The sequence below is a fragment of the Streptomyces sp. NPDC001816 genome (assembly GCF_042892235.1).
Classification (GTDB): domain Bacteria; phylum Actinomycetota; class Actinomycetes; order Streptomycetales; family Streptomycetaceae; genus Streptomyces.
Map to the genome: position 1 here is coordinate 211,928 of NZ_JBIATY010000016.1, position 22,647 is coordinate 234,574.

The 22,647-nt window shown below is 66.7% G+C and carries 17 protein-coding genes, 1 tRNA gene and 1 pseudogene; 17 read left to right on the plus strand and 2 right to left on the minus strand.

Going from position 1 to position 22,647, the window contains the following annotated elements; all coding sequences use genetic code 11:
* Positions 1 to 59: 59 nt before the first annotated feature.
* Positions 60 to 1,286, minus strand: a complete 1,227-nt coding sequence (locus ACFYZZ_RS40395) for a pyridoxal phosphate-dependent aminotransferase (protein WP_389187551.1) — start codon at positions 1,284 to 1,286, stop codon at positions 60 to 62.
* 261 nt (positions 1,287 to 1,547) lie between these two features.
* Between ACFYZZ_RS40395 and ACFYZZ_RS40400 the strand changes: the two genes are divergently transcribed.
* From ACFYZZ_RS40400 to ACFYZZ_RS40450, 11 genes are all read left to right on the plus strand, one after another.
* Positions 1,548 to 1,620, plus strand: a tRNA-Trp gene (locus tag ACFYZZ_RS40400).
* A gap of 105 nt (positions 1,621 to 1,725) precedes the next feature.
* Positions 1,726 to 2,013 (plus strand): preprotein translocase subunit SecE, encoded by a 288-nt coding sequence (gene secE, locus ACFYZZ_RS40405; RefSeq protein WP_386577173.1) that lies wholly within the window; start codon positions 1,726 to 1,728, stop codon positions 2,011 to 2,013.
* A gap of 80 nt (positions 2,014 to 2,093) precedes the next feature.
* On the plus strand, positions 2,094 to 2,930 hold the full coding sequence (gene nusG, locus ACFYZZ_RS40410) for a transcription termination/antitermination protein NusG (RefSeq protein ID WP_386577174.1): 837 nt from the start codon (positions 2,094 to 2,096) through the stop codon (positions 2,928 to 2,930).
* Between the two features lie 190 nt (positions 2,931 to 3,120).
* On the plus strand, positions 3,121 to 3,555 hold the full coding sequence (rplK, locus tag ACFYZZ_RS40415) for a 50S ribosomal protein L11 (protein WP_037858373.1): 435 nt from the start codon (positions 3,121 to 3,123) through the stop codon (positions 3,553 to 3,555).
* Positions 3,556 to 3,636: 81 nt separating this feature from the next.
* Positions 3,637 to 4,362 (plus strand): 50S ribosomal protein L1, encoded by a 726-nt coding sequence (gene rplA / locus ACFYZZ_RS40420; RefSeq protein WP_145886696.1) that lies wholly within the window; start codon positions 3,637 to 3,639, stop codon positions 4,360 to 4,362.
* 164 nt (positions 4,363 to 4,526) lie between these two features.
* Positions 4,527 to 5,441 (plus strand): hypothetical protein, encoded by a 915-nt coding sequence (locus tag ACFYZZ_RS40425; RefSeq protein WP_389187556.1) that lies wholly within the window; start codon positions 4,527 to 4,529, stop codon positions 5,439 to 5,441.
* A 314-nt stretch (positions 5,442 to 5,755) separates the two neighbouring features.
* The gene (gene rplJ, locus ACFYZZ_RS40430) at positions 5,756 to 6,286 is read left to right on the plus strand and encodes a 50S ribosomal protein L10 (protein WP_389187559.1); all 531 of its coding nucleotides are present in this window, start codon (positions 5,756 to 5,758) and stop codon (positions 6,284 to 6,286) included.
* 116 nt (positions 6,287 to 6,402) lie between these two features.
* The gene (gene rplL, locus ACFYZZ_RS40435) at positions 6,403 to 6,786 is read left to right on the plus strand and encodes a 50S ribosomal protein L7/L12 (RefSeq protein WP_389187562.1); all 384 of its coding nucleotides are present in this window, start codon (positions 6,403 to 6,405) and stop codon (positions 6,784 to 6,786) included.
* 570 nt (positions 6,787 to 7,356) lie between these two features.
* On the plus strand, positions 7,357 to 10,842 hold the full coding sequence (gene rpoB / locus ACFYZZ_RS40440) for a DNA-directed RNA polymerase subunit beta (RefSeq protein WP_389187565.1): 3,486 nt from the start codon (positions 7,357 to 7,359) through the stop codon (positions 10,840 to 10,842).
* A gap of 97 nt (positions 10,843 to 10,939) precedes the next feature.
* A complete protein-coding gene (locus ACFYZZ_RS40445; protein WP_389187568.1) occupies positions 10,940 to 14,839 on the plus strand; it encodes a DNA-directed RNA polymerase subunit beta' in 3,900 nt (1,299 codons plus the stop codon).
* A 176-nt stretch (positions 14,840 to 15,015) separates the two neighbouring features.
* Entirely contained in the window at positions 15,016 to 15,651 is a 636-nt protein-coding gene (locus tag ACFYZZ_RS40450; RefSeq protein ID WP_389187571.1) for a hypothetical protein, read from the plus strand.
* Here ACFYZZ_RS40450 and ACFYZZ_RS40455 read toward each other — a convergent pair.
* Positions 15,596 to 16,588 carry a hypothetical protein gene (locus ACFYZZ_RS40455; protein ID WP_389187574.1) on the minus strand — a complete coding sequence of 331 codons (993 nt, stop codon included), beginning with the start codon at positions 16,586 to 16,588 and terminating at the stop codon, positions 15,596 to 15,598. The genes ACFYZZ_RS40450 and ACFYZZ_RS40455 overlap by 56 nt on opposite strands.
* Positions 16,589 to 16,981: 393 nt before the next feature.
* Here ACFYZZ_RS40455 and rpsL point away from each other — a divergent pair, with 393 nt between their 5' ends.
* From rpsL to ACFYZZ_RS40485, 6 genes and pseudogenes are all read left to right on the plus strand, one after another.
* On the plus strand, positions 16,982 to 17,353 hold the full coding sequence (rpsL, locus tag ACFYZZ_RS40460; protein WP_003948652.1) for a 30S ribosomal protein S12: 372 nt from the start codon (positions 16,982 to 16,984) through the stop codon (positions 17,351 to 17,353).
* A gap of 2 nt (positions 17,354 to 17,355) precedes the next feature.
* Positions 17,356 to 17,826 carry a 30S ribosomal protein S7 gene (gene rpsG, locus ACFYZZ_RS40465; protein WP_003992340.1) on the plus strand — a complete coding sequence of 157 codons (471 nt, stop codon included), beginning with the start codon at positions 17,356 to 17,358 and terminating at the stop codon, positions 17,824 to 17,826.
* A gap of 39 nt (positions 17,827 to 17,865) precedes the next feature.
* Positions 17,866 to 19,992, plus strand: a complete 2,127-nt coding sequence (gene fusA, locus ACFYZZ_RS40470; RefSeq protein ID WP_386577182.1) for an elongation factor G — start codon at positions 17,866 to 17,868, stop codon at positions 19,990 to 19,992.
* Between the two features lie 155 nt (positions 19,993 to 20,147).
* Positions 20,148 to 21,341, plus strand: a complete 1,194-nt coding sequence (gene tuf, locus ACFYZZ_RS40475) for an elongation factor Tu (RefSeq protein ID WP_020941664.1) — start codon at positions 20,148 to 20,150, stop codon at positions 21,339 to 21,341.
* A 166-nt stretch (positions 21,342 to 21,507) separates the two neighbouring features.
* Positions 21,508 to 21,995: pseudogene (locus ACFYZZ_RS40480) on the plus strand (glycosyl hydrolase 115 family protein); the annotation flags it as partial.
* A 209-nt stretch (positions 21,996 to 22,204) separates the two neighbouring features.
* Positions 22,205 to 22,612, plus strand: coding sequence for a hypothetical protein (locus tag ACFYZZ_RS40485; protein ID WP_389187578.1), 408 nt, complete (start codon positions 22,205 to 22,207; stop codon positions 22,610 to 22,612).
* Positions 22,613 to 22,647: the final 35 nt, after the last annotated feature.

Consider the following 22,647-nt stretch of genomic DNA (forward strand, 5'->3'; position numbering starts at 1 on the left):
ACATGCGAACGGGGGCTGCTCCCGAAAAAGGGAAGCAGCCCCCGTGTGCGGAGCGGACCTCAGTCCCGCGCCTCCGCGAGCAGCTTCTGCATCCGGCTCACGCCCTCGACGAGGTCCTCGTCACCGAGCGCGTACGACAGCCGCAGGTAGCCCGGCGTGCCGAAGGCCTCACCCGGGACGACCGCGACCTCGGCCTCCTCCAGGATCAGCGCGGCCAGCTCGACGGTGTCCTGCGGGCGCTTGCCGCGGATCTCCTTGCCGAGCAGGCCCTTGACCGACGGGTAGGCGTAGAACGCGCCCTCGGGCTCGGGGCACAGCACGCCGTCGATCTCGTTGAGCATCCGCACGATGGTCTTGCGGCGCCGGTCGAAGGCCTCACGCATCTTCGCCACGGCCTCCAGGTCGCCGGAGACGGCGGCCAGGGCGGCCACCTGGGCCACGTTGGAGACGTTCGAGGTGGCGTGCGACTGCAGGTTCGTCGCGGCCTTGACGACGTCCTTCGGACCGATGACCCAGCCCACGCGCCAGCCGGTCATGGCGTACGTCTTCGCCACACCGTTGACCACGATGCACTTGTCGCGCAGCTCGGGCAGGAGCGCCGGCAGGGACACGGAGGCCGCGTCGCCGTAGACGAGGTGCTCGTAGATCTCGTCGGTGAGCACCCACAGGCCGTGCTCGGCGGCCCAGCGGCCGATGGCCTCGGTCTCGGCCTCGGAGTACACCGCGCCGGTCGGGTTGGACGGGGAGACGAAGAGCACGACCTTCGTCTTCTCCGTGCGCGCCGCCTCCAGCTGCTCGACGGAGACGCGGTAGCCGGTCGTCTCGTCGGCGACGACCTCCACCGGGACACCGCCGGCCAGGCGGATCGACTCCGGGTACGTCGTCCAGTACGGCGCCGGGACGATGACCTCGTCGCCCGGGTCGAGGATCGCGGCGAAGGCCTCGTAGATGGCCTGCTTGCCGCCGTTGGTGACGAGGATCTGGGAGACGTCGGGCTCCCAGCCGGAGTCGCGCAGCGTCTTCGCGGCGATCGCGGCCTTCAGCTCGGGCAGGCCGCCGGCCGGCGTGTAGCGGTGGTACTTCGGGTTCTTGCAGGCCTCGACGGCCGCCTCGACGATGTAGTCCGGCGTCGGGAAGTCGGGCTCACCGGCGCCGAAGCCGATCACCGGACGCCCGGCGGCCTTCAGGGCCTTGGCCTTGGCGTCCACGGCGAGGGTGGCGGACTCGGAGATCGCGCCGACTCGGGCGGAGACCCGGCGCTCGGTGGGAGGGGTTGCAGCGCTCATGGGCCCCATCGTTTCAGACCGGAAACGCCCCCGGCACGCGGGTTTCACGGACTGAACAGCAAGGGGTCGAGACGTGAACAGGGATCCGAATCCGGCCCCCGGCCAGGACGATCTTCGGTCCGGTGACTCCGTACAGGCACTTTCTGTTCGACGCCGGGCCGCGGACCACGTACACTCTCACCTCGTTGGCCTTCAGCAGCCGCTCCACAACCGGTGCACACCGAGCACCCGTCCGGATGCGGTACGTTGGGGGACACGCAAAGGGTCGTAGCTCAATTGGTAGAGCACCGGTCTCCAAAACCGGCGGTTGGGGGTTCAAGTCCCTCCGGCCCTGCTACACACACCGCAAAGATGTGTGCACATGTACGTACAGCGATGCACCGCCGTGCGGCTCAGACCGGGCGCGGCACGGCCACGACCCGGAATCAGGTGAGGACGAATGACGGACGCCGTGGGCTCCATCGACACGCCTGATGCCCAGGATGAGGCGCTGGAGACCAAGAAGAAGGCCCGCAAGGGTGGTAAGCGCGCCAAGAAGGGCCCGCTGAAGCGCCTCGCCATCTTCTACCGACAGGTCATCGCGGAACTCCGCAAGGTCGTCTGGCCGACGCGCAATCAGCTGACGTCGTACACCACCGTGGTGATCTTCTTCGTCACCATCATGATCGCCCTGGTGACCGTGATTGACTATGGGCTCAACCACGCGGCCAAGTACGTCTTCGGCTGAGCCAAGAGCGAAGGGCGCCGTGGTACCGGCGCCCGTTTTCGCATGTTCTACCCCTATGTATCCAGGAAGAAGCAGCCATCGTGTCTGACCCGAACCTGAACGACGCCATCGAGCCGGACGAGACGGTGGACGACGAGCTCGACATCGTCGAGGGCGCGGACGAGCAGGACGAGTTCGAGGCTGCCGAGGCCGAGGCGGGCGAGCCGGCCGAGGAGGCCGCCGTGCACGTCGAGGACGAGGACGAGGCCGAGGAAACGGTCGAGACCGAGGAAGAGGTCGAGGCGGAGGCCGCCGCCCCGGTCGACCCGGTCGAGGCTCTGCGCGCGGAGCTGCGGTCCCTGCCCGGCGAGTGGTACGTCATCCACACGTACGCCGGCTACGAGAACCGCGTGAAGACGAACCTGGAGCAGCGTGCCGTCTCGCTGAACGTCGAGGACTACATCTTCCAGGCCGAGGTGCCGCAGGAAGAGGTCGTCCAGATCAAGAACGGCGACCGCAAGACGATCAAGCAGAACAAGCTGCCGGGTTACGTCCTGGTCCGCATGGACCTGACCAACGAGTCCTGGGGCGTCGTCCGCAACACCCCCGGCGTCACCGGCTTCGTGGGCAACGCCTACGACCCCTACCCGCTGACCCTGGACGAGATCGTCAAGATGCTCGCCCCGGAGGCGGAGGAGAAGGCCGCCCGCGAGGCCGCCGAGGCCGAGGGCAAGCCCGCCCCGCAGCGCAAGGTCGAGGTCCAGGTGCTGGACTTCGAGGTCGGCGACTCGGTCACCGTCACCGACGGCCCGTTCGCCACGCTCCAGGCGACCATCAACGAGATCAACCCCGACTCGAAGAAGGTCAAGGGCCTGGTGGAGATCTTCGGCCGCGAGACGCCGGTCGAGCTCTCCTTCGACCAGATCCAGAAGAACTAGCTCCTTCTGGAGCAATTGCTTCCGCGCAGGTCAGGCAGGCTCTCGCTGGGGGTACCCCCGCTTGCGGGGGACAGTCTGACCTGCACGGTTTTTGGCCGCACATCCATACCCGTTATCGTTGTGCGGTATGCCTGCGTCCGGGTGGCCCCCGGATGCCGGCAGGACCCGAATCGAAAGGACCCGGAGAGCTATGCCTCCCAAGAAGAAGAAGGTCACGGGGCTCATCAAGCTCCAGATCAACGCCGGTGCGGCGAACCCGGCCCCGCCGGTCGGCCCCGCGCTCGGCCAGCACGGCGTCAACATCATGGAGTTCTGCAAGGCCTACAACGCCGCGACCGAGTCGCAGCGTGGCTGGGTGATCCCGGTGGAGATCACGGTCTACGAGGACCGCTCCTTCACCTTCGTCACCAAGACTCCGCCGGCCGCGAAGATGATCCTCAAGGCCGCTGGTGTCGAGAAGGGCTCCGGCGAGCCGCACAAGACCAAGGTCGCCAAGATCACCGAGGCGCAGGTCCGCGAGATCGCCCAGACCAAGCTTCCCGACCTGAACGCCAACGACCTGGACGCCGCGTCCAAGATCATCGCCGGCACCGCCCGCTCCATGGGCATCACGGTCGAGGGCTGAAGCCCACCTTCGTAGAACCACCGTGGTAGGGCCTGCTCGGCCCGTACACCACGACTCCTCTCAGAACACACAGGAGCAGTTGTGAGCAAGCGCAGCAAGGCTCTCCGCGCTGCGGACGCCAAGGTCGACCGGGAGAAGCTGTACGCCCCGCTCGAGGCCGTCCGTCTCGCCAAGGAGACCTCCACGACCAAGTTCGACGGCACCGTCGAGGTCGCCTTCCGTCTGGGTGTCGACCCGCGTAAGGCCGACCAGATGGTCCGTGGCACCGTGAACCTCCCGCACGGCACCGGTAAGACCGCCCGGGTCCTGGTCTTCGCGACCGGTGACCGTGCCGAGGCCGCGCGTGCCGCGGGCGCCGACATCGTCGGCGCCGACGAGCTGATCGACGAGGTCTCGAAGGGCCGCCTGGACTTCGACTCCGTCGTCGCCACCCCGGACCTCATGGGCAAGGTCGGCCGCCTCGGCCGCGTGCTCGGTCCGCGTGGTCTGATGCCGAACCCGAAGACCGGCACCGTCACCCCCGACGTGGCCAAGGCCGTCACCGAGATCAAGGGCGGCAAGATCGAGTTCCGCGTCGACAAGCACTCGAACCTGCACTTCATCATCGGCAAGACGTCCTTCGAGGACACCCAGCTGGTGGAGAACTACGCCGCGGCGCTCGAGGAGATCACCCGTCTCAAGCCGTCCGCCGCCAAGGGTCGCTACATCAAGAAGGCCGCCATCAGCACCACGATGGGCCCCGGCATTCCGGTCGACTCGAACCGCACCCGTAACCTCCTCGTCGAGGAGGACCCGGCCGCCGTCTGAGCCCCGCGCTCACCCCGGTAGCCGCGTCAGGTACGCGTAAGCAGAGGGCGGGCCCTGGAACCTGAAAGGTTCGGGGCCCGTCCTTTCTTTGTGCGACTTTTCGTACGACTGTCAGTGGCCTGGGTTACGTTGCAGGCACAGGACTCGCATAGGGGTGGGACTACATGAAGAGCACGACCGTACGCCGGGTGACCCTTTCCGTCGCAGTGGTGACCGCGCTGACCGGTGTGGCCGCCTGCGGCTCGCAATCCGGGAGCGACAAGACGGTCGGCAAGAGCGTCACGCATGTCAGCCCCCTCGCCGCCCTGCTCTCCGCCGAGAAGTCCACGGACAAGGCCGAGTCGGCCAAGGTGCGCTCCAGCACGACCCTCGGCGACACCATGTCGATGACGGCCGACGGCGCCCTCGCCTGGGACGACGGCCTCAAGGGCAACCTCACCATCACGTACACCGGCGGCAAGATGGCCGAAGCGATGCGCAAGGCCGGCACCACGTCGATGCAGGCCCGCTATCTGCCCGACGCCTACTACGCGAAGATGAGCGAGAAGTTCGCCGCGCAGTTCGGCGGCAAGCACTGGATCAAGTACGCGTACGACGACCTCGCCAAGCTCGGCGGCGGCTCCGGCGCGTACCTCAAGGACCAGATGCAGAACACCACGCCGAACCAGTCGGTGAAGCTGCTGCTGGCCTCCGGTGACGTGAAGAAGGTCGGCCAGGAGAAGGTCTCCGGCGTCGACGCCACGCACTACTCGGGCACGGTCGACGTCGCCGACCTCGCCGGCAAGAACAGCCACCTCACCGCCGACCAGCTGGCCGGCCTGAAGAAGCAGCTCAGCCAGGCGGGCGTCACCACCGAGAAGATCGACATCTGGGTCAACGGCCAGGACCTGCTGGTCAAGAAGATCGAGAAGGCGGACATGGCGACCGGCACCATGACCAGCACGGCCTACTACACCGACTACGGCGTGAAGGTCGCCGCCGAGGCGCCCCCGGCCGCCGACACCAAGGACTTCACGGAGCTGATGAAGGCCGGCGGCCCCGGGACCGTGTCGGGCAGCAGCACCAGCACCGCCTCCTGAGGCCTGCACACAGAAGGACCGGGGCGGCCCCGTAGGGCCCGATTTGCTCGACACCGCCCCGGTCCCGTACTCTCCTACCGAAGCCAAAGACCGCTGGTCGTTGCCGCGCGCTCTCACGAGGGTGCGGTGGCCGAAGGATCCGCTGCAAAGCGGGCGACCCGCGCAGGTGACGTGGAAGAACTCCCGGAGCATACGCGCTCATGCGTGTGCGGCCGGTCGAGTCCGCCCCGAGCGCCTGCGCCGGGGCGTTTGTTTTACCCAGTCCTCCTTCGGGTCCGCGCGGTCCGAATCACCCGGAAGGAGGCCGAGGCTCTATGGCGAGGCCCGACAAGGCTGCCGCGGTTGCCGAGCTGACGGACAAGTTCCGCAGCTCCAACGCCGCCGTGCTGACCGAGTACCGCGGTCTCACCGTGGCGCAGCTCAAGACGCTGCGCCGGTCGCTCGGTGAGAACGCCCAGTACGCCGTGGTGAAGAACACGCTGACCAAGATTGCGGCCAACGAGGCCGGGATCACGCTGGACGACCAGCTCTTCGCTGGTCCGACGGCCGTCGCCTTCGTCACCGGTGACCCGGTGGAGTCGGCGAAGGGTCTGCGTGACTTCGCCAAGGACAACCCGAATCTCATCATCAAGGGCGGTGTCCTTGAGGGTAAGGCGCTGTCCGCCGATGAGATCAAGAAGCTTGCGGACCTCGAGTCCCGCGAGGTTCTGCTCTCCAAGCTGGCGGGTGCCTTCAAGGGCAAGCAGTCGCAGGCTGCTCAGCTCTTCCAGGCGCTTCCCTCGAAGCTCGTCCGCACCGTGGACGCTCTTCGTGCCAAGCAGGACGAGCAGGGCGGTGCCGAGTAACTCGGCTCGCTTTCTGACCCTGGCCGTCTAGGCGGCACGGGTCGCAGCGGGCCGACGTACGCCCGCCTCACCCAGTACATCCGGCACCTGCCGAATCAGTGGAAGGATCGCCCATCATGGCGAAGCTCAGCCAGGAAGACCTGCTCGCCCAGTTCGAGGAGATGACCCTCATCGAGCTCTCCGAGTTCGTGAAGGCCTTCGAGGAGAAGTTCGACGTCACCGCCGCCGCCGCGGTCGCCGTTGCGGGCCCCGCCGTCCCCGGCGCCCCGGTCGAGGCCGCTGAGGAGAAGGACGAGTTCGACGTCATCCTCACCGGCGCCGGCGACAAGAAGATCCAGGTCATCAAGGTCGTGCGTGAGCTGACCTCGCTGGGTCTGAAGGAGGCCAAGGACCTCGTCGACGGTGCCCCGAAGCCCGTCCTCGAGAAGGTCGCCAAGGACGCCGCCGAGAAGGCCGCCGAGTCCCTCAAGGGCGCCGGCGCCTCCGTCGAGGTCAAGTAAGACCTCTCGGAGTCTTCGTGACTCTCTCCGCGCGCTGAGTACGGCCTCCTAGGGCTGTAACGCGAACGCACCGAAGAGCGATCATCCATCCGGGTGGTCGCTCTTCGGCGTATCCGGGGGGTCCGGCCTCGGTTGCCTTGCACCCGTGGTGGCGGCGGGTATGGTGATCTTCGTCGTGTCTCCGGACGGTTCCGTTTGGGCTGGGGGGCCTTGACGAACCGCACGCAGCGCGCAATTCTCAGGACGCGTCGTCACAAGGATCCGAATCCGAGGCATGGATCGACGACGAAGAGGGCAGTATCAACGTGCGTTGAGGGCAGCATGCCGAGGGCGTTGACAAGGGTGTTGAGCACAACGAGGGTCTCGAAAAACCCGCACTGGACATCAGTGTGCCAAGTGGCTACACTGACCCTTTGCGCTGCCTGTTAGCTGTCCCCTGCCCGTCACCAGGGGTCTGCCCTCACTCCAGCATCGATGACCGAAGCTCCCTTGACCTGGGGTTTCTGTCTCTGTGTACGGAGAGGGACCGGCACGCGCGTAGTGAGTCCGAGCCCTCGGAAGGACCCCCTCTTGGCCGCCTCGCGCAACGCCTCGACCGCGAATACGAACAACGGCGCCAGCACCGCCCCGCTGCGCATCTCCTTTGCAAAGATCAAGGAGCCTCTCGAGGTTCCGAACCTGCTCGCGCTGCAGACCGAGAGCTTCGACTGGCTGCTCGGCAACACCGCCTGGCAGAGTCGGGTCGAGGAGGCTCTTGAGAACGGTCAGGACGTCCCCACCAAGTCCGGTCTGGAGGAGATCTTCGAGGAGATCTCCCCGATCGAGGACTTCTCCGGGTCGATGTCCCTGACGTTCCGGGACCACCGCTTCGAGCCGCCGAAGAACTCCATCGACGAGTGCAAGGAGCGCGACTTCACGTACGCGGCTCCGCTCTTCGTCACTGCCGAGTTCACCAACAACGAGACCGGCGAGATCAAGTCCCAGACCGTCTTCATGGGCGACTTCCCGCTCATGACGAACAAGGGCACCTTCGTCATCAACGGCACCGAGCGTGTCGTGGTGTCGCAGCTGGTCCGTTCCCCCGGTGTCTACTTCGACTCCAGCATCGACAAGACGTCCGACAAGGACATCTTCTCCGCCAAGATCATCCCGTCCCGGGGTGCCTGGCTGGAGATGGAGATCGACAAGCGCGACATGGTCGGTGTCCGCATCGACCGCAAGCGCAAGCAGTCGGTCACCGTGCTGCTCAAGGCGCTCGGCTGGACGACCGAGCAGATCCTCGAGGAGTTCGGCGACTACGAGTCGATGCGCGCCACCCTGGAGAAGGACCACACCCAGGGCCAGGACGACGCGCTGCTCGACATCTACCGCAAGCTGCGTCCGGGCGAGCCCCCCACGCGTGAGGCCGCGCAGACGCTGCTCGAGAACCTCTACTTCAACCCGAAGCGCTACGACCTCGCCAAGGTCGGCCGCTACAAGGTCAACAAGAAGCTGGGCGCGGACGCTCCGCTCGACGCGGGCATCCTGACCGTCGAGGACATCATCTCGACGATCAAGTACCTGGTGCAGCTGCACGCCGGCGAGACCGAGACCACCGGTGACAACGGCGACACGATCGTCGTCGAGACGGACGACATCGACCACTTCGGCAACCGTCGCCTGCGCAGCGTCGGCGAGCTGATCCAGAACCAGGTCCGTACGGGTCTCGCCCGTATGGAGCGTGTCGTGCGCGAGCGCATGACCACCCAGGACGTCGAGGCGATCACGCCGCAGACCCTGATCAACATCCGGCCGGTCGTCGCCTCCATCAAGGAGTTCTTCGGCACCAGCCAGCTGTCCCAGTTCATGGACCAGAACAACCCGCTGTCGGGTCTCACCCACAAGCGCCGTCTGTCGGCTCTTGGCCCGGGTGGTCTCTCCCGTGAGCGGGCCGGCTTCGAGGTCCGTGACGTGCACCCGTCGCACTACGGCCGCATGTGCCCGATCGAGACCCCTGAAGGCCCGAACATCGGTCTGATCGGCTCGCTCGCCTCCTACGGCCGGGTCAACGCGTTCGGTTTCGTCGAGACCCCGTACCGCAAGGTGAACAACGGCCAGGTCACCGACGAGGTCGACTACCTGACCGCCGACGAGGAGGACCGCTTCGTCATCGCGCAGGCCAACGCCACGCTGAACGACGAGCTCCGGTTCGTCGAGGCGCGTGTCCTGGTCCGCCGCCGTGGCGGTGAGGTCGACTACGTCAGCCCCGAGGACGTCGACTACATGGACGTCTCGCCGCGCCAGATGGTGTCGGTCGCGACCGCCATGATCCCCTTCCTCGAGCACGACGACGCCAACCGTGCCCTCATGGGCGCGAACATGATGCGTCAGGCCGTTCCGCTCATTAAGTCGGAGGCCCCGCTCGTCGGTACCGGCATGGAGTACCGCTCCGCCGTCGACGCCGGTGACGTGGTCAAGGCCGAGAAGGCGGGTGTGGTCCAGGAGGTCTCCGCGGACTACATCACCACGGCCAACGACGACGGCACGTACATCACGTACCGCCTGCACAAGTTCGCCCGCTCCAACCAGGGCACCTCGGTCAACCAGAAGGTCGTCGTCAACGAGGGCGACCGGATCATCGAGGGCCAGGTCCTCGCCGACGGTCCGGCCACCGAGAACGGTGAGATGGCCCTCGGCAAGAACCTGCTCGTGGCGTTCATGCCGTGGGAGGGTCACAACTACGAGGACGCGATCATCCTGTCGCAGCGCCTCGTGCAGGACGACGTCCTCTCCTCGATCCACATCGAGGAGCACGAGGTCGACGCCCGTGACACCAAGCTCGGCCCCGAGGAGATCACCCGGGACATCCCGAACGTCTCCGAGGAGGTCCTCGCCGACCTCGACGAGCGCGGCATCATCCGCATCGGTGCCGAGGTCATCGCCGGCGACATCCTCGTCGGCAAGGTGACCCCGAAGGGTGAGACCGAGCTGACCCCCGAGGAGCGCCTGCTGCGCGCGATCTTCGGTGAGAAGGCCCGTGAGGTCCGTGACACCTCGCTGAAGGTGCCGCACGGTGAGACCGGCAAGGTCATCGGCGTGCGCGTCTTCGACCGCGAGGAGGGCGACGAGCTGCCGCCGGGCGTGAACCAGCTGGTCCGCGTCTACGTCGCGCAGAAGCGCAAGATCACCGACGGTGACAAGCTCGCCGGCCGCCACGGCAACAAGGGTGTCATCTCCAAGATCAACCCGATCGAGGACATGCCGTTCCTGGAGGACGGCACCCCGGTCGACATCATCCTCAACCCGCTGGGTGTCCCGTCCCGAATGAACCCGGGACAGGTCCTGGAGATCCACCTCGGCTGGCTCGCCAGCCGCGGCTGGGACGTCTCCGGCCTCGCGGACGAGTGGGCGCAGCGTCTGCAGGCCATCGGCGCCGACCAGGTCGCCCCCGGCACCAACGTCGCCACCCCGGTGTTCGACGGTGCCCGTGAGGACGAGCTGGCGGGTCTGCTGCAGCACACCATCCCGAACCGCGACGGCGAGCGCATGGTGCTCCCGTCCGGCAAGGCGCGGCTGTTCGACGGCCGTAGCGGTGAGCCGTTCCCGGACCCGATCTCGGTCGGCTACATGTACATCCTGAAGCTGCACCACCTGGTCGACGACAAGCTGCACGCCCGTTCGACCGGCCCGTACTCGATGATCACCCAGCAGCCGCTGGGTGGTAAGGCCCAGTTCGGTGGCCAGCGCTTCGGCGAGATGGAGGTGTGGGCCCTCGAGGCCTACGGCGCCGCATACGCCCTCCAGGAGCTGCTGACCATCAAGTCCGACGACGTCACCGGCCGCGTGAAGGTCTACGAGGCCATCGTCAAGGGCGAGAACATCCCCGAGCCCGGCATCCCCGAGTCCTTCAAGGTGCTCATCAAGGAGATGCAGTCGCTCTGCCTGAACGTGGAGGTGCTGTCCAGCGACGGTATGTCCATCGAGATGCGTGACACCGACGAGGACGTCTTCCGCGCTGCGGAGGAGCTCGGTATCGACCTGTCCCGGCGCGAGCCGAGCAGCGTCGAAGAGGTCTGACGGGAGTTAGGCGGGGCCCTCACCCACAGGGCCCCGCCGACCCCCAGGCCCCCGTTTCAGACCACAGACTTACGACCCTGAGAGGGATTGACGCATAGTGCTCGACGTCAACTTCTTCGACGAGCTCCGGATCGGCCTGGCCACCGCGGACGACATCCGTCAGTGGAGCCACGGCGAGGTCAAGAAGCCCGAGACCATCAACTACCGCACCCTCAAGCCCGAGAAGGACGGACTCTTCTGCGAGAAGATCTTCGGTCCGACCCGGGACTGGGAGTGCTACTGCGGCAAGTACAAGCGCGTCCGCTTCAAGGGCATCATCTGCGAGCGCTGTGGCGTCGAGGTCACGCGCGCCAAGGTGCGCCGTGAGCGGATGGGCCACATCGAGCTGGCTGCGCCCGTCACGCACATCTGGTACTTCAAGGGTGTTCCTTCGCGCCTCGGCTACCTGCTGGACCTGGCGCCCAAGGACCTCGAGAAGGTCATCTACTTCGCGGCGTACATGATCACGTACGTCGACGAGGAGCGCCGCACCCGCGACCTGCCCTCCCTGGAGGCGCACGTCTCGGTCGAGCGCCAGCAGATCGAGAACCGTCGCGACTCCGACCTGGAGGCCCGCGCCAAGAAGCTCGAGGCCGACCTGGCCGAGCTGGAGGCCGAGGGTGCCAAGGCCGACGTGCGCCGCAAGGTGCGCGAGGGTGCCGAGCGCGAGATGAAGCAGCTGCGCGACCGTGCGCAGCGCGAGATCGACCGTCTCGACGAGGTGTGGAACCGGTTCAAGAACCTCAAGGTCCAGGACCTCGAGGGCGACGAGCTGCTCTACCGCGAGCTGCGTGACCGCTTCGGCACGTACTTCGACGGCTCGATGGGTGCCGCGGCGCTGCAGAAGCGCCTGGAGTCCTTCGACCTCGAGGAGGAGGCCGAGCGCCTCCGCGAGATCATCCGTACCGGCAAGGGCCAGAAGAAGACCCGTGCGCTCAAGCGCCTCAAGGTCGTCTCCGCGTTCCTGCAGACCAGCAACAGCCCCAAGGGCATGGTGCTCGACTGCGTGCCGGTCATCCCGCCGGACCTGCGTCCGATGGTGCAGCTGGACGGTGGCCGCTTCGCGACCTCCGACCTGAACGACCTGTACCGCCGTGTGATCAACCGCAACAACCGCCTGAAGCGCCTTCTCGACCTCGGTGCGCCCGAGATCATCGTGAACAACGAGAAGCGCATGCTCCAGGAGGCCGTCGACGCGCTCTTCGACAACGGCCGTCGTGGTCGCCCGGTCACGGGCCCCGGCAACCGTCCGCTGAAGTCCCTCAGCGACATGCTGAAGGGTAAGCAGGGTCGATTCCGTCAGAACCTGCTCGGTAAGCGAGTCGACTACTCGGCGCGTTCCGTCATCGTCGTCGGCCCGCAGCTGAAGCTGCACCAGTGTGGTCTGCCCAAGGCCATGGCGCTGGAGCTGTTCAAGCCGTTCGTGATGAAGCGCCTGGTCGACCTGAACCACGCGCAGAACATCAAGAGCGCCAAGCGCATGGTGGAGCGCGGCCGCACCGTCGTGTACGACGTCCTCGAAGAGGTCATCGCCGAGCACCCGGTGCTGCTGAACCGTGCTCCCACCCTGCACCGCCTCGGCATCCAGGCCTTCGAGCCGCAGCTGGTCGAGGGCAAGGCCATCCAGATCCACCCGCTCGTCTGCACCGCGTTCAACGCGGACTTCGACGGTGACCAGATGGCCGTGCACCTGCCGCTGTCCGCGGAGGCGCAGGCCGAGGCCCGCATCCTGATGCTGTCCTCGAACAACATCCTCAAGCCGGCCGACGGCCGTCCGGTGACGATGCCGACCCAGGACATGGTCCTCGGTCTGTTCTTCCTCACCACCGACGGCGAGCTGCGGGACACCAAGGGCGAGGGCCGGGCGTTCGGCTCCACGGCCGAGGCGACCATGGCGTTCGACGCCGGCGAGCTCGCGCTCCAGTCCGCGGTCGACATCCGCTTCCCGGTGGGCACCATCCCGCCGCGCGGCTGGACCCCGCCGGTGCGCGAGGAGGGCGAGCCCGAGTGGCAGCCGGGTGACACCTTCCGTCTGCGGACGACCCTGGGCCGTGCGCTCTTCAACGAGCTGCTGCCCGAGGACTACCCGTTCGTCGACTACTCGGTGGGCAAGAAGCAGCTCGGCGAGATCGTCAACGACCTCGCGGAGCGCTACCCCAAGGTCATCGTGGCGGCGACGCTCGACAACCTGAAGGCGGCCGGCTTCTACTGGGGCACCCGTTCCGGTGTCACCGTGGCCATCTCCGACGTCGTCGTCCCCGAGGCGAAGAAGGCCATCGTCGCGGGCTACGAGGCGCAGGACGAGAAGGTCCAGAAGCAGTACGAGCGCGGTCTGATCACCAAGGAAGAGCGCACTCAGGAGCTCATCGCGATCTGGACCAAGGCGACCAACGAGGTCGCCGAGGCGATGAACGAGAACTTCCCCAAGACGAACCCCATCTTCATGATGGTTGACTCGGGTGCCCGAGGAAACATGATGCAGATGCGGCAGATCGCCGGTATGCGTGGTCTGGTGTCGAACGCGAAGAACGAGACCATCCCGCGTCCGATCAAGGCGTCCTTCCGTGAGGGCCTCTCCGTGCTGGAGTACTTCATCTCCACGCACGGTGCCCGTAAGGGTCTGGCGGACACCGCCCTGCGTACCGCCGACTCGGGTTACCTGACCCGTCGTCTGGTGGACGTCTCGCAGGACGTCATCATCCGCGAGGAGGACTGCGGCACCGAGCGCGGTCTCAAGCTCCGGATCGCGGACCGTGCCGCGGACGGCACGCTGCGCAAGACGGAGAACGTCGAGACGTCCGTGTACGCGCGCTGCCTCGCCGAGGACATCGTGGTCGACGGCCAGGTGCTGGCCCCGGCCGGCACCGACCTGGGCGACGTCCTCATCGAGGAGCTGGTCGGCCGTGGCGTCGAGGAGGTCAAGACCCGCTCGGTCCTGACCTGCGAGTCCGCCGTCGGTACCTGCGCGATGTGCTACGGCCGTTCGCTGGCCACCGGCAAGCTGGTCGACATCGGTGAGGCGGTCGGCATCATCGCCGCCCAGTCCATCGGTGAGCCCGGTACCCAGCTGACGATGCGTACCTTCCACACCGGTGGTGTGGCCGGTGACGACATCACCCAGGGTCTGCCCCGTGTCGTCGAGCTCTTCGAGGCCCGTACCCCGAAGGGTGTCGCCCCGATCTCCGAGGCCTCCGGCCGCGTCCGGATCGAGGAGACCGAGAAGACCAAGAAGATCGTCGTCACCCCGGACGACGGCAGCGACGAGACGGCGTTCCCGATCTCGAAGCGTGCCAAGGTCCTGGTCCGCGAGGGCGACCACGTCGAGGTGGGCCAGCAGCTCACCGTGGGTGCCACCAACCCGCACGACGTGCTGCGCATCCTGGGTCAGCGTGCCGTCCAGGTCCACCTGGTCGGCGAGGTCCAGAAGGTCTACAACTCGCAGGGTGTGTCGATCCACGACAAGCACATCGAGATCATCATCCGGCAGATGCTCCGCCGCGTGACGATCATCGAGTCCGGCGACGCCGAGCTGCTGCCCGGTGAGCTGGTCGAGCGCTCGAAGTTCGAGACCGAGAACCGTCGTGTGGTCCAGGAGGGCGGTCACCCGGCCTCCGGTCGTCCGCAGCTGATGGGTATCACCAAGGCCTCGCTGGCGACGGAGTCCTGGCTGTCGGCCGCCTCCTTCCAGGAGACGACCCGAGTTCTGACGGACGCGGCGATCAACGCCAAGTCCGACAGCCTCATCGGCCTCAAGGAGAACGTCATCATCGGTAAGCTCATCCCGGCCGGTACGGGTCTGTCCCGCTACCGCAACATCCGGGTCGAGCCGACCGAGGAGGCCAAGGCCGCGATGTACTCGGCCGTCGGCTACGACGACATCGACTACTCGCCGTTCGGCACCGGCTCCGGCCAGGCCGTTCCGCTGGAGGACTACGACTACGGTCCGTACAACCAGTAAGCGAGCAGCTTGAACTGAAGGGCGGTCACCCCGTGGGGTGACCGCCCTTCGGCGTTGTTCGGGTCTTTCGTTCGAGTGATCGCTCCGTGTCGGCCACGTCCGTCCGCGCTTCCCGGCCGGCCGGTGTGCGAGGTTGTGCCGAACCCGGCCGAAGTGGAGGCGGAGGTGGCGACGTCATGACTTCAGCGACTGCCCGGCGTCTTGTCGTGGCGGCGGCGCTGGCCGCGCTGGCGACGACGGCTGCCTGCGGGGGCGGCGGGCCGACGCCGCCGGCGCCCATCGAGACCGAGCCCACCGACACGGAGGACAACGGGTCCGAGACGCCGACCCCGGACGAGACCGTGACGACCTCGGACCCGGCCGAGTCGGACGCGGACGTCTTCCTGGACGGTGACAACGAGGAGTCCACCGCGTCGGACATCAAGCTGTCGAGGACACAGGTGGGTGAGCCGGTCCAGGGGGAGGTGGAGATCACGGTGTCGCAGGAGCGGCCGCCCCCGCCCCTGCAGGACGTCAGGGGCGAGATCAACGGTGAGGAGGTCGAGATCGTCGAGGGGTGTGTGGGCGAGGTGCCGTCGGACGGCTGCACGGTGACCTTCCGGTACACGCCGACGGAACCGGGGCCGTACGAGGGGGAGTTGACCCTCACGATGGCCGACGGTTCCACCGTCACCGCCCCCATCCACGGTGAGGCGGACGAGGCCCCGACCTCGGACACGGGCTCGACCACCCCGGGTCCCACGAGCCCCGAGCCGGTCACCACCGAGCCGGAGACCCCGTCCGAGGACGAGACGCCGGAGCTGCAGACGTAGCGCCCGGCGTCCCGGAGGCGCGGATCTCCAGCCAGACGGTGCCGTCGTCGGGCAGCACCACCACACGGCCCCTGTAGCCCGCGGTGCGGGAGATCAGATAGAAGCGGGTCGGTGCCTTCGCCAGGAGGCGGAAGCCCCGGTACTGGTACCGGTACGGCCCGTTCGCGCTGCCGTAGTCCTTGAACTCGATGCCCGTCGCGTGGTGGGTGAGGGGCACCCGGGAATGGACTATCACGGCTGGTAGCCGCCTGTACCCCTGCTCCGCGTCCAGCCTGGCGTTGCTGTGACCGACGACCGCCGCGTACTGCGCCATGTCGAAGAACAGGCTCACCGTCAGGAGCCCGATGAGCAGCGCGCCGATCGCCAGCCACACCCGGTCGCCGTCAGGGGTCCGCCGCCGGGCCCGTAGGCCGGTGCTCTGGTTGAGCCGCAGATGGACCGCGCAGACGGCCAGCGTGGACCCCAGGGCCACCAGCACGGCCGGCATGAACACGCGTGGCCAGCCCGCCGGGAAAGGGACCACCGGGTCCGCCACGAGCGCCGGGAGGCCCAGGAACACCATGGCGATGCCGACGGCGAGCAGCAGGATGATCGACGCACGGCGACGCACGGCATGCTCCGGCCCGGCCAGCGCCTGTTCCAGCCAGCCGAACACCAGGAACACGATCAGCCCGCCGGCCAGCAGGACGCACAGGGGAAGGAAGATCGCGCTCGTGCTGGTGGCCATGACGTTCTGGATGGACATCCCGAGGTCCTCGGGCACCACGCCGAGGGTGGAGTAGTACGCCCTGACGTAGAGGCTGCCGAAGTAGTACAGCAGGGCGAGCGCGATGGTCCCAGGTGCCGCGACGAGCGCCGCCTTTTCCACGAACGTCGACACGGGGGAGCGCCCTGGCGGGGGCTGGGGGCCGGCCGGCGGCTCCTGCGGCGCGGTCATGGGTCTCAGTCTGTTCGCGCGCTGTCGGGCCCGCACGCGGAGACCTCCGCCCGGCTGACCGTTCCCCGGGAACCGGTCGTCCTGACATGCGTCGATCGCCGATTCGAAGATCACGTAGCGTACAGCGGCTTGACATCGCCCGCAGCCCGGGGCCGCCGGACTCCATTTGTTTTGACCACAGCGAATGAGGTAGGTACGCTCAGACCTTGTGCCTGGGGTGTGCCCTGGCTTTCGTGCGTGCCTTCAACCGCATGGCGAGCCGACACCGGCCACCGTAATCTGCGCCCTTTTCGCCTTGCGGCAAAGGTCCGCGAGATTCGACACACCCGACCGCGTGGGTCGGCGACGTTCCAGGTTAGCTGTACCTATCGGCACACAGAAACCGGAGAAGTAGTGCCTACGATCCAGCAGCTGGTCCGCAAGGGCCGGCAGGACAAGGTCGAGAAGAACAAGACGCCCGCACTTGAGGGTTCTCCTCAGCGTCGTGGCGTCTGCACGCGTGTGTTCACGACCACCCCGAAGAAGCCGAACTCGGCCCTGCGTAAGGTCGCGCGTGTGCGTCTGACCAGCGGGATCGAGGTCACCGCTTACATTCCGGGTGAGGGACACAACCTGCAGGAGCACTCCATCGTGCTCGTGCGCGGCGGCCGTGTGAAGGACCTGCCGGGTGTTCGCTACAAGATCATCCGTGGTTCGCTCGACACCCAGGGTGTCAAGAACCGCAAGCAGGCCCGCAGCCGCTACGGCGCCAAGAAGGAGAAGTAAGAATGCCTCGTAAGGGCCCCGCCCCGAAGCGCCCGGTCATCATCGACCCGGTCTACGGTTCTCCTCTGGTGACCTCCCTGATCAACAAGGTGCTGCTGAACGGCAAGCGCTCCACCGCCGAGCGCATCGTCTACGGCGCCATGGAGGGTCTGCGTGAGAAGACGGGCAACGACCCGATCATCACGCTGAAGCGCGCGCTGGAGAACATCAAGCCGACCCTCGAGGTCAAGTCCCGCCGTGTCGGTGGTGCGACGTACCAGGTGCCGATCGAGGTCAAGCCCGGTCGCGCCAACACCCTCGCGCTGCGCTGGCTCGTCGGTTACTCCCGCGCCCGTCGCGAGAAGACCATGACCGAGCGTCTGCTCAACGAGCTCCTCGACGCCTCCAACGGCCTTGGTGCCGCTGTGAAGAAGCGCGAGGACACGCACAAGATGGCCGAGTCCAACAAGGCCTTCGCGCACTACCGCTGGTAGTCGCTACCCACATCGAGACCGAGAGAAGACTGAAGCCTTATGGCTACCACTTCACTTGACCTGGCCAAGGTCCGCAACATCGGGATCATGGCCCACATCGACGCGGGCAAGACGACCACCACCGAGCGGATCCTGTTCTACACCGGCGTTTCGTACAAGATCGGTGAGGTCCACGACGGCGCTGCCACCATGGACTGGATGGAGCAGGAGCAGGAGCGTGGCATCACGATCACCTCTGCTGCCACCACCTGCCACTGGCCGCTGGAAGACGTCGACCACACCATCAACATCATCGACACGCCGGGCCACGTCGACTTCACCGTCGAGGTGGAGCGTTCCCTGCGCGTGCTCGACGGTGCCGTGACGGTGTTCGACGGCGTCGCCGGCGTTGAGCCGCAGTCCGAGACCGTGTGGCGTCAGGCGGACCGTTACGGCGTTCCGCGTATCTGCTTCGTCAACAAGCTCGACCGGACCGGTGCCGAGTTCCACCGCTGCGTCGACATGATCTCTGACCGCCTGGGCGCTCAGCCGATCGTGATGCAGCTCCCGATCGGTGCCGAGGCCGACTTCAAGGGCGTCGTCGACCTCGTGACGATGAAGGCCCTGGTCTGGTCCGCCGAGGCCACCAAGGGCGAGATGTACGACGTCGTCGACATCCCGGACACGCACACCGAGGCTGCCGAGGAGTACCGCGGCAAGCTGCTCGAGGCCGTGGCCGAGAACGACGAAGAGATCATGGAGCTGTACCTGGAGGGCACCGAGCCTTCCGTGGAGCAGCTGTACGCCGCGATCCGTCGCATCACCATCGCGTCCGGCAAGTCGAAGGACACCACGGTCACCCCGGTGTTCTGCGGTACCGCGTTCAAGAACAAGGGTGTTCAGCCCCTGCTCGACGCGGTCGTGCGCTACCTCCCCTCCCCCCTGGACGTCGAGGCCATCGAGGGCCACGACGTCAAGGACCCGGAGACGGTCGTCAAGCGCAAGCCGTCCGACGAGGAGCCGCTGTCGGCTCTGGCGTTCAAGATCATGAGCGACCCGCACCTCGGCAAGCTCACCTTCGTCCGGGTCTACTCGGGCCGCCTGGAGTCCGGCACCGCCGTGCTGAACTCCGTCAAGGGCAAGAAGGAGCGCATCGGCAAGATCTACCGCATGCACGCGAACAAGCGTGAGGAGATCGACTCGGTGGGCGCCGGCGACATCATCGCCGTCATGGGTCTGAAGCAGACCACGACCGGTGAGACGCTGTGCGACGACAAGGCCCCGGTCATCCTGGAGTCCATGGACTTCCCGGCGCCGGTCATCCAGGTCGCCATCGAGCCCAAGTCGAAGGGCGACCAGGAGAAGCTGGGCGTCGCGATCCAGCGCCTGGCCGAGGAGGACCCGTCCTTCCAGGTCCACTCGGACGAGGAGACCGGCCAGACCATCATCGGTGGTATGGGCGAGCTGCACCTCGAGGTGCTGGTCGACCGTATGCGCCGTGAGTTCAAGGTCGAGGCCAACGTCGGCAAGCCGCAGGTGGCGTACCGCGAGACGATCCGCAAGGCCGTCGAGCGTGTCGACTACACGCACAAGAAGCAGACTGGTGGTACCGGCCAGTTCGCCAAGGTGCAGATCGCGATCGAGCCCATCGAGGGCGGCGACGCCTCGTACGAGTTCGTGAACAAGGTGACCGGTGGCCGTATCCCGAAGGAGTACATCCCTTCGGTGGACGCCGGTGCTCAGGAGGCCATGCAGTTCGGCATCCTCGCGGGCTACGAGATGACCGGCGTGCGCGTCATCCTCATCGACGGTGGCTACCACGAGGTCGACTCCTCCGAGCTCGCGTTCAAGATCGCCGGTTCGCAGGCCTTCAAGGAGGCCGCGCGCAAGGCCAGCCCTGTGCTGCTCGAGCCGATGATGGCCGTCGAGGTCACCACGCCCGAGGACTACATGGGTGAGGTCATCGGCGACATCAACTCCCGCCGTGGCCAGATCCAGGCCATGGAGGAGCGGGCCGGTGCCCGCGTCGTGAAGGGCCTCGTGCCCCTCTCGGAGATGTTCGGTTACGTCGGCGACCTGCGCAGCAAGACGTCCGGCCGTGCGAGCTACTCCATGCAGTTCGACTCCTACGCCGAGGTTCCGCGGAACGTCGCCGAGGAGATCATCGCGAAGGCCAAGGGCGAGTAACGCACCGCGTTCACACGCTTTAGGCTTGACTCCGGAGCCTCAAGGGGCAAACACCCGCATTCCCGGATGTTTGCCCCGGGTTCCGGGCTTTCCAGCAAAGATCACCTGGCGCCGATGAAGTAAGGCGTACAGAACCACTCCACAGGAGGACCCCAGTGGCGAAGGCGAAGTTCGAGCGGACTAAGCCGCACGTCAACATCGGCACCATCGGTCACATCGACCACGGTAAGACGACCCTCACGGCCGCCATTACCAAGGTGCTGCACGACGCGTTCCCGGACCTGAACGAGGCCTCGGCGTTCGACCAGATCGACAAGGCTCCTGAGGAGCGCCAGCGCGGTATCACCATCTCCATCGCGCACGTCGAGTACCAGACGGAGACCCGTCACTACGCCCACGTCGACTGCCCCGGTCACGCGGACTACATCAAGAACATGATCACCGGTGCTGCCCAGATGGACGGCGCCATCCTCGTGGTCGCCGCCACCGACGGCCCGATGCCGCAGACCAAGGAGCACGTGCTCCTGGCCCGCCAGGTCGGCGTTCCGTACATCGTCGTCGCCCTGAACAAGGCCGACATGGTGGACGACGAGGAGATCCTGGAGCTCGTCGAGCTCGAGGTCCGTGAGCTGCTCTCCGAGTACGAGTTCCCGGGCGACGACCTGCCGGTCGTCCGCGTCTCCGCGCTCAAGGCCCTCGAGGGCGACAAGGAGTGGGGCCAGTCCGTCCTCAACCTGATGCAGGCTGTGGACGAGAACATCCCCGAGCCCGAGCGTGACGTCGACAAGCCGTTCCTGATGCCGATCGAGGACGTCTTCACGATCACCGGTCGTGGCACCGTCGTCACCGGTCGTATCGAGCGTGGTGTCCTCAAGGTCAACGAGACCGTCGACATCATCGGCATCAAGACCGAGAAGACCACCACCACGGTCACCGGCATCGAGATGTTCCGCAAGCTGCTCGACGAGGGCCAGGCCGGTGAGAACGTCGGTCTGCTGCTCCGCGGCATCAAGCGCGAGGACGTCGAGCGCGGCCAGGTCATCATCAAGCCGGGCTCGGTCACCCCGCACACCGAGTTCGAGGCGCAGGCCTACATCCTCTCCAAGGACGAGGGTGGCCGCCACACGCCGTTCTTCAACAACTACCGTCCGCAGTTCTACTTCCGTACGACGGACGTGACCGGCGTTGTGACCCTCCCCGAGGGCACCGAGATGGTCATGCCGGGTGACAACACCGAGATGAAGGTGGAGCTCATCCAGCCCGTCGCCATGGAAGAGGGCCTGAAGTTCGCCATCCGTGAGGGTGGCCGGACCGTGGGCGCCGGCCAGGTCACCAAGATCAACAAGTGATCTTGAGCTGATCCGGCCCGGGTCTTCGACCTGGTAGCTGTCGGAGGGGCCCGTACGACTTCGGTCGTACGGGCCCTTCTGCTGTTCGAAACCATTCGGTGCCGACGACCGGTTCCGCACGCGTACCGCCCCCTCGTACCTCTCCTTCACGGGCGGCGCGTTCTCGCTGGTGGGCTCCCCCGTGGTCGTCAGCGCCGAGGATCACCCCGGAGTCGTACGGGTGGCAGGGGGCCTCCGGGGCGACATCGAGCGGGTGACGGGCGTACGCCCCGGCTCGACGATCGCCCGCCATCCGGTCCTGCTCGGCACGATCGGCCGCAGCCCGCTGATCGACGGCCTGATCGAGGCCGGCACGCTGGACGTGTCCGGCGCGCGAGGGCGCTGGGAGACCTCGCTGCAGACCGTCGTGGACCACCCGATGCCCGGAGTGGAGCGGGCGTTCGTCATCGCGGGCAGCGATCCGCGGGGCACGATCTTCGGGGCGTACGACGTCTCGTACGGCATCGGAGTCTCGCCCTCGTACTGGTGGGACGACGTACCGTCGGCGCGGCGCTCCTGCTGCGCCTGAAGGGGAACTACCCGTGGCCGGCGGTGTGGGGCCGGGCCTTCGCGGAGGACGATCCGGACAACCACAAGCGTGCTGCACGGGCGGGCTGCCGGCGCTGTACCTGGGTCCGCTGGAGAGTTGACGGATCTAGGCACGTACGCCTCACGGCTCGCCTGACCCGCAGTAAAGGAAACGGCAAGGCTGTAGCTCAACTCCCCGATGGTGCAAGGTCAGTTGTTAGCGTGACGGGGGCACGCCAGAGTTGCAAACGGGGGTTGGCATCATGGCAGGAAGTGGCGGCGAACACGCCGTGAGTATGCGGCTCAACCAGTACCCGGCCGACCCGGGCGGCGGCGGATCGACGGGTGGCGGCGGGCCCGACCTCGCGTCCTCTCCCGCCGAGAAGAAGGCCGCGGCGAACACGCTTCACAACGAGATCGAGCCGCACACCACGACGGCGGGGGCCTGGGCGGACGACGAGACGAGCGCGGTGGTGAAGGCGTTCGACGCGAAGGACGGGCATGGCTGGCTCACTTCCGGTGCTGTGAGCAAGGCCCACACGACCTGGAGCGAACAGGTTCAGAACCTGGTGAAGCAACTGGTGCAGGACGAATCGGCCCTCCGGAACAACAACACCTTGCTGAGCGGGACGGATTTCGGAGTGGGCGCCAGCGCGCGCAAGGTGTCCGTGCTGGACACGTACTCACTGCCACCTGAGCAGTGACAGACAGCCGCGCTCTCTCGCACGCCATCGGAATC

Excerpts from the sequence above, each read along its gene's own strand:
- ACFYZZ_RS40395 (WP_389187551.1), bottom strand. The coding sequence starts at position 1,286 with ATGAGCGCTGCAACCCCTCCCACCGAGCGCCGGGTCTCCGCCCGAGTC.
- secE (WP_386577173.1), top strand. The coding sequence starts at position 1,726 with ATGACGGACGCCGTGGGCTCCATCGACACGCCTGATGCCCAGGATGAG.
- rplK (WP_037858373.1), top strand. The coding sequence starts at position 3,121 with ATGCCTCCCAAGAAGAAGAAGGTCACGGGGCTCATCAAGCTCCAGATC.
- ACFYZZ_RS40425 (WP_389187556.1), top strand. The coding sequence starts at position 4,527 with ATGAAGAGCACGACCGTACGCCGGGTGACCCTTTCCGTCGCAGTGGTG.
- rplJ (WP_389187559.1), top strand. The coding sequence starts at position 5,756 with ATGGCGAGGCCCGACAAGGCTGCCGCGGTTGCCGAGCTGACGGACAAG.
- rplL (WP_389187562.1), top strand. The coding sequence starts at position 6,403 with ATGGCGAAGCTCAGCCAGGAAGACCTGCTCGCCCAGTTCGAGGAGATG.
- ACFYZZ_RS40450 (WP_389187571.1), top strand. The coding sequence starts at position 15,016 with ATGACTTCAGCGACTGCCCGGCGTCTTGTCGTGGCGGCGGCGCTGGCC.
- ACFYZZ_RS40455 (WP_389187574.1), bottom strand. The coding sequence starts at position 16,588 with ATGACCGCGCCGCAGGAGCCGCCGGCCGGCCCCCAGCCCCCGCCAGGG.
- rpsG (WP_003992340.1), top strand. The coding sequence starts at position 17,356 with ATGCCTCGTAAGGGCCCCGCCCCGAAGCGCCCGGTCATCATCGACCCG.
- fusA (WP_386577182.1), top strand. The coding sequence starts at position 17,866 with ATGGCTACCACTTCACTTGACCTGGCCAAGGTCCGCAACATCGGGATC.
- ACFYZZ_RS40485 (WP_389187578.1), top strand. The coding sequence starts at position 22,205 with ATGCGGCTCAACCAGTACCCGGCCGACCCGGGCGGCGGCGGATCGACG.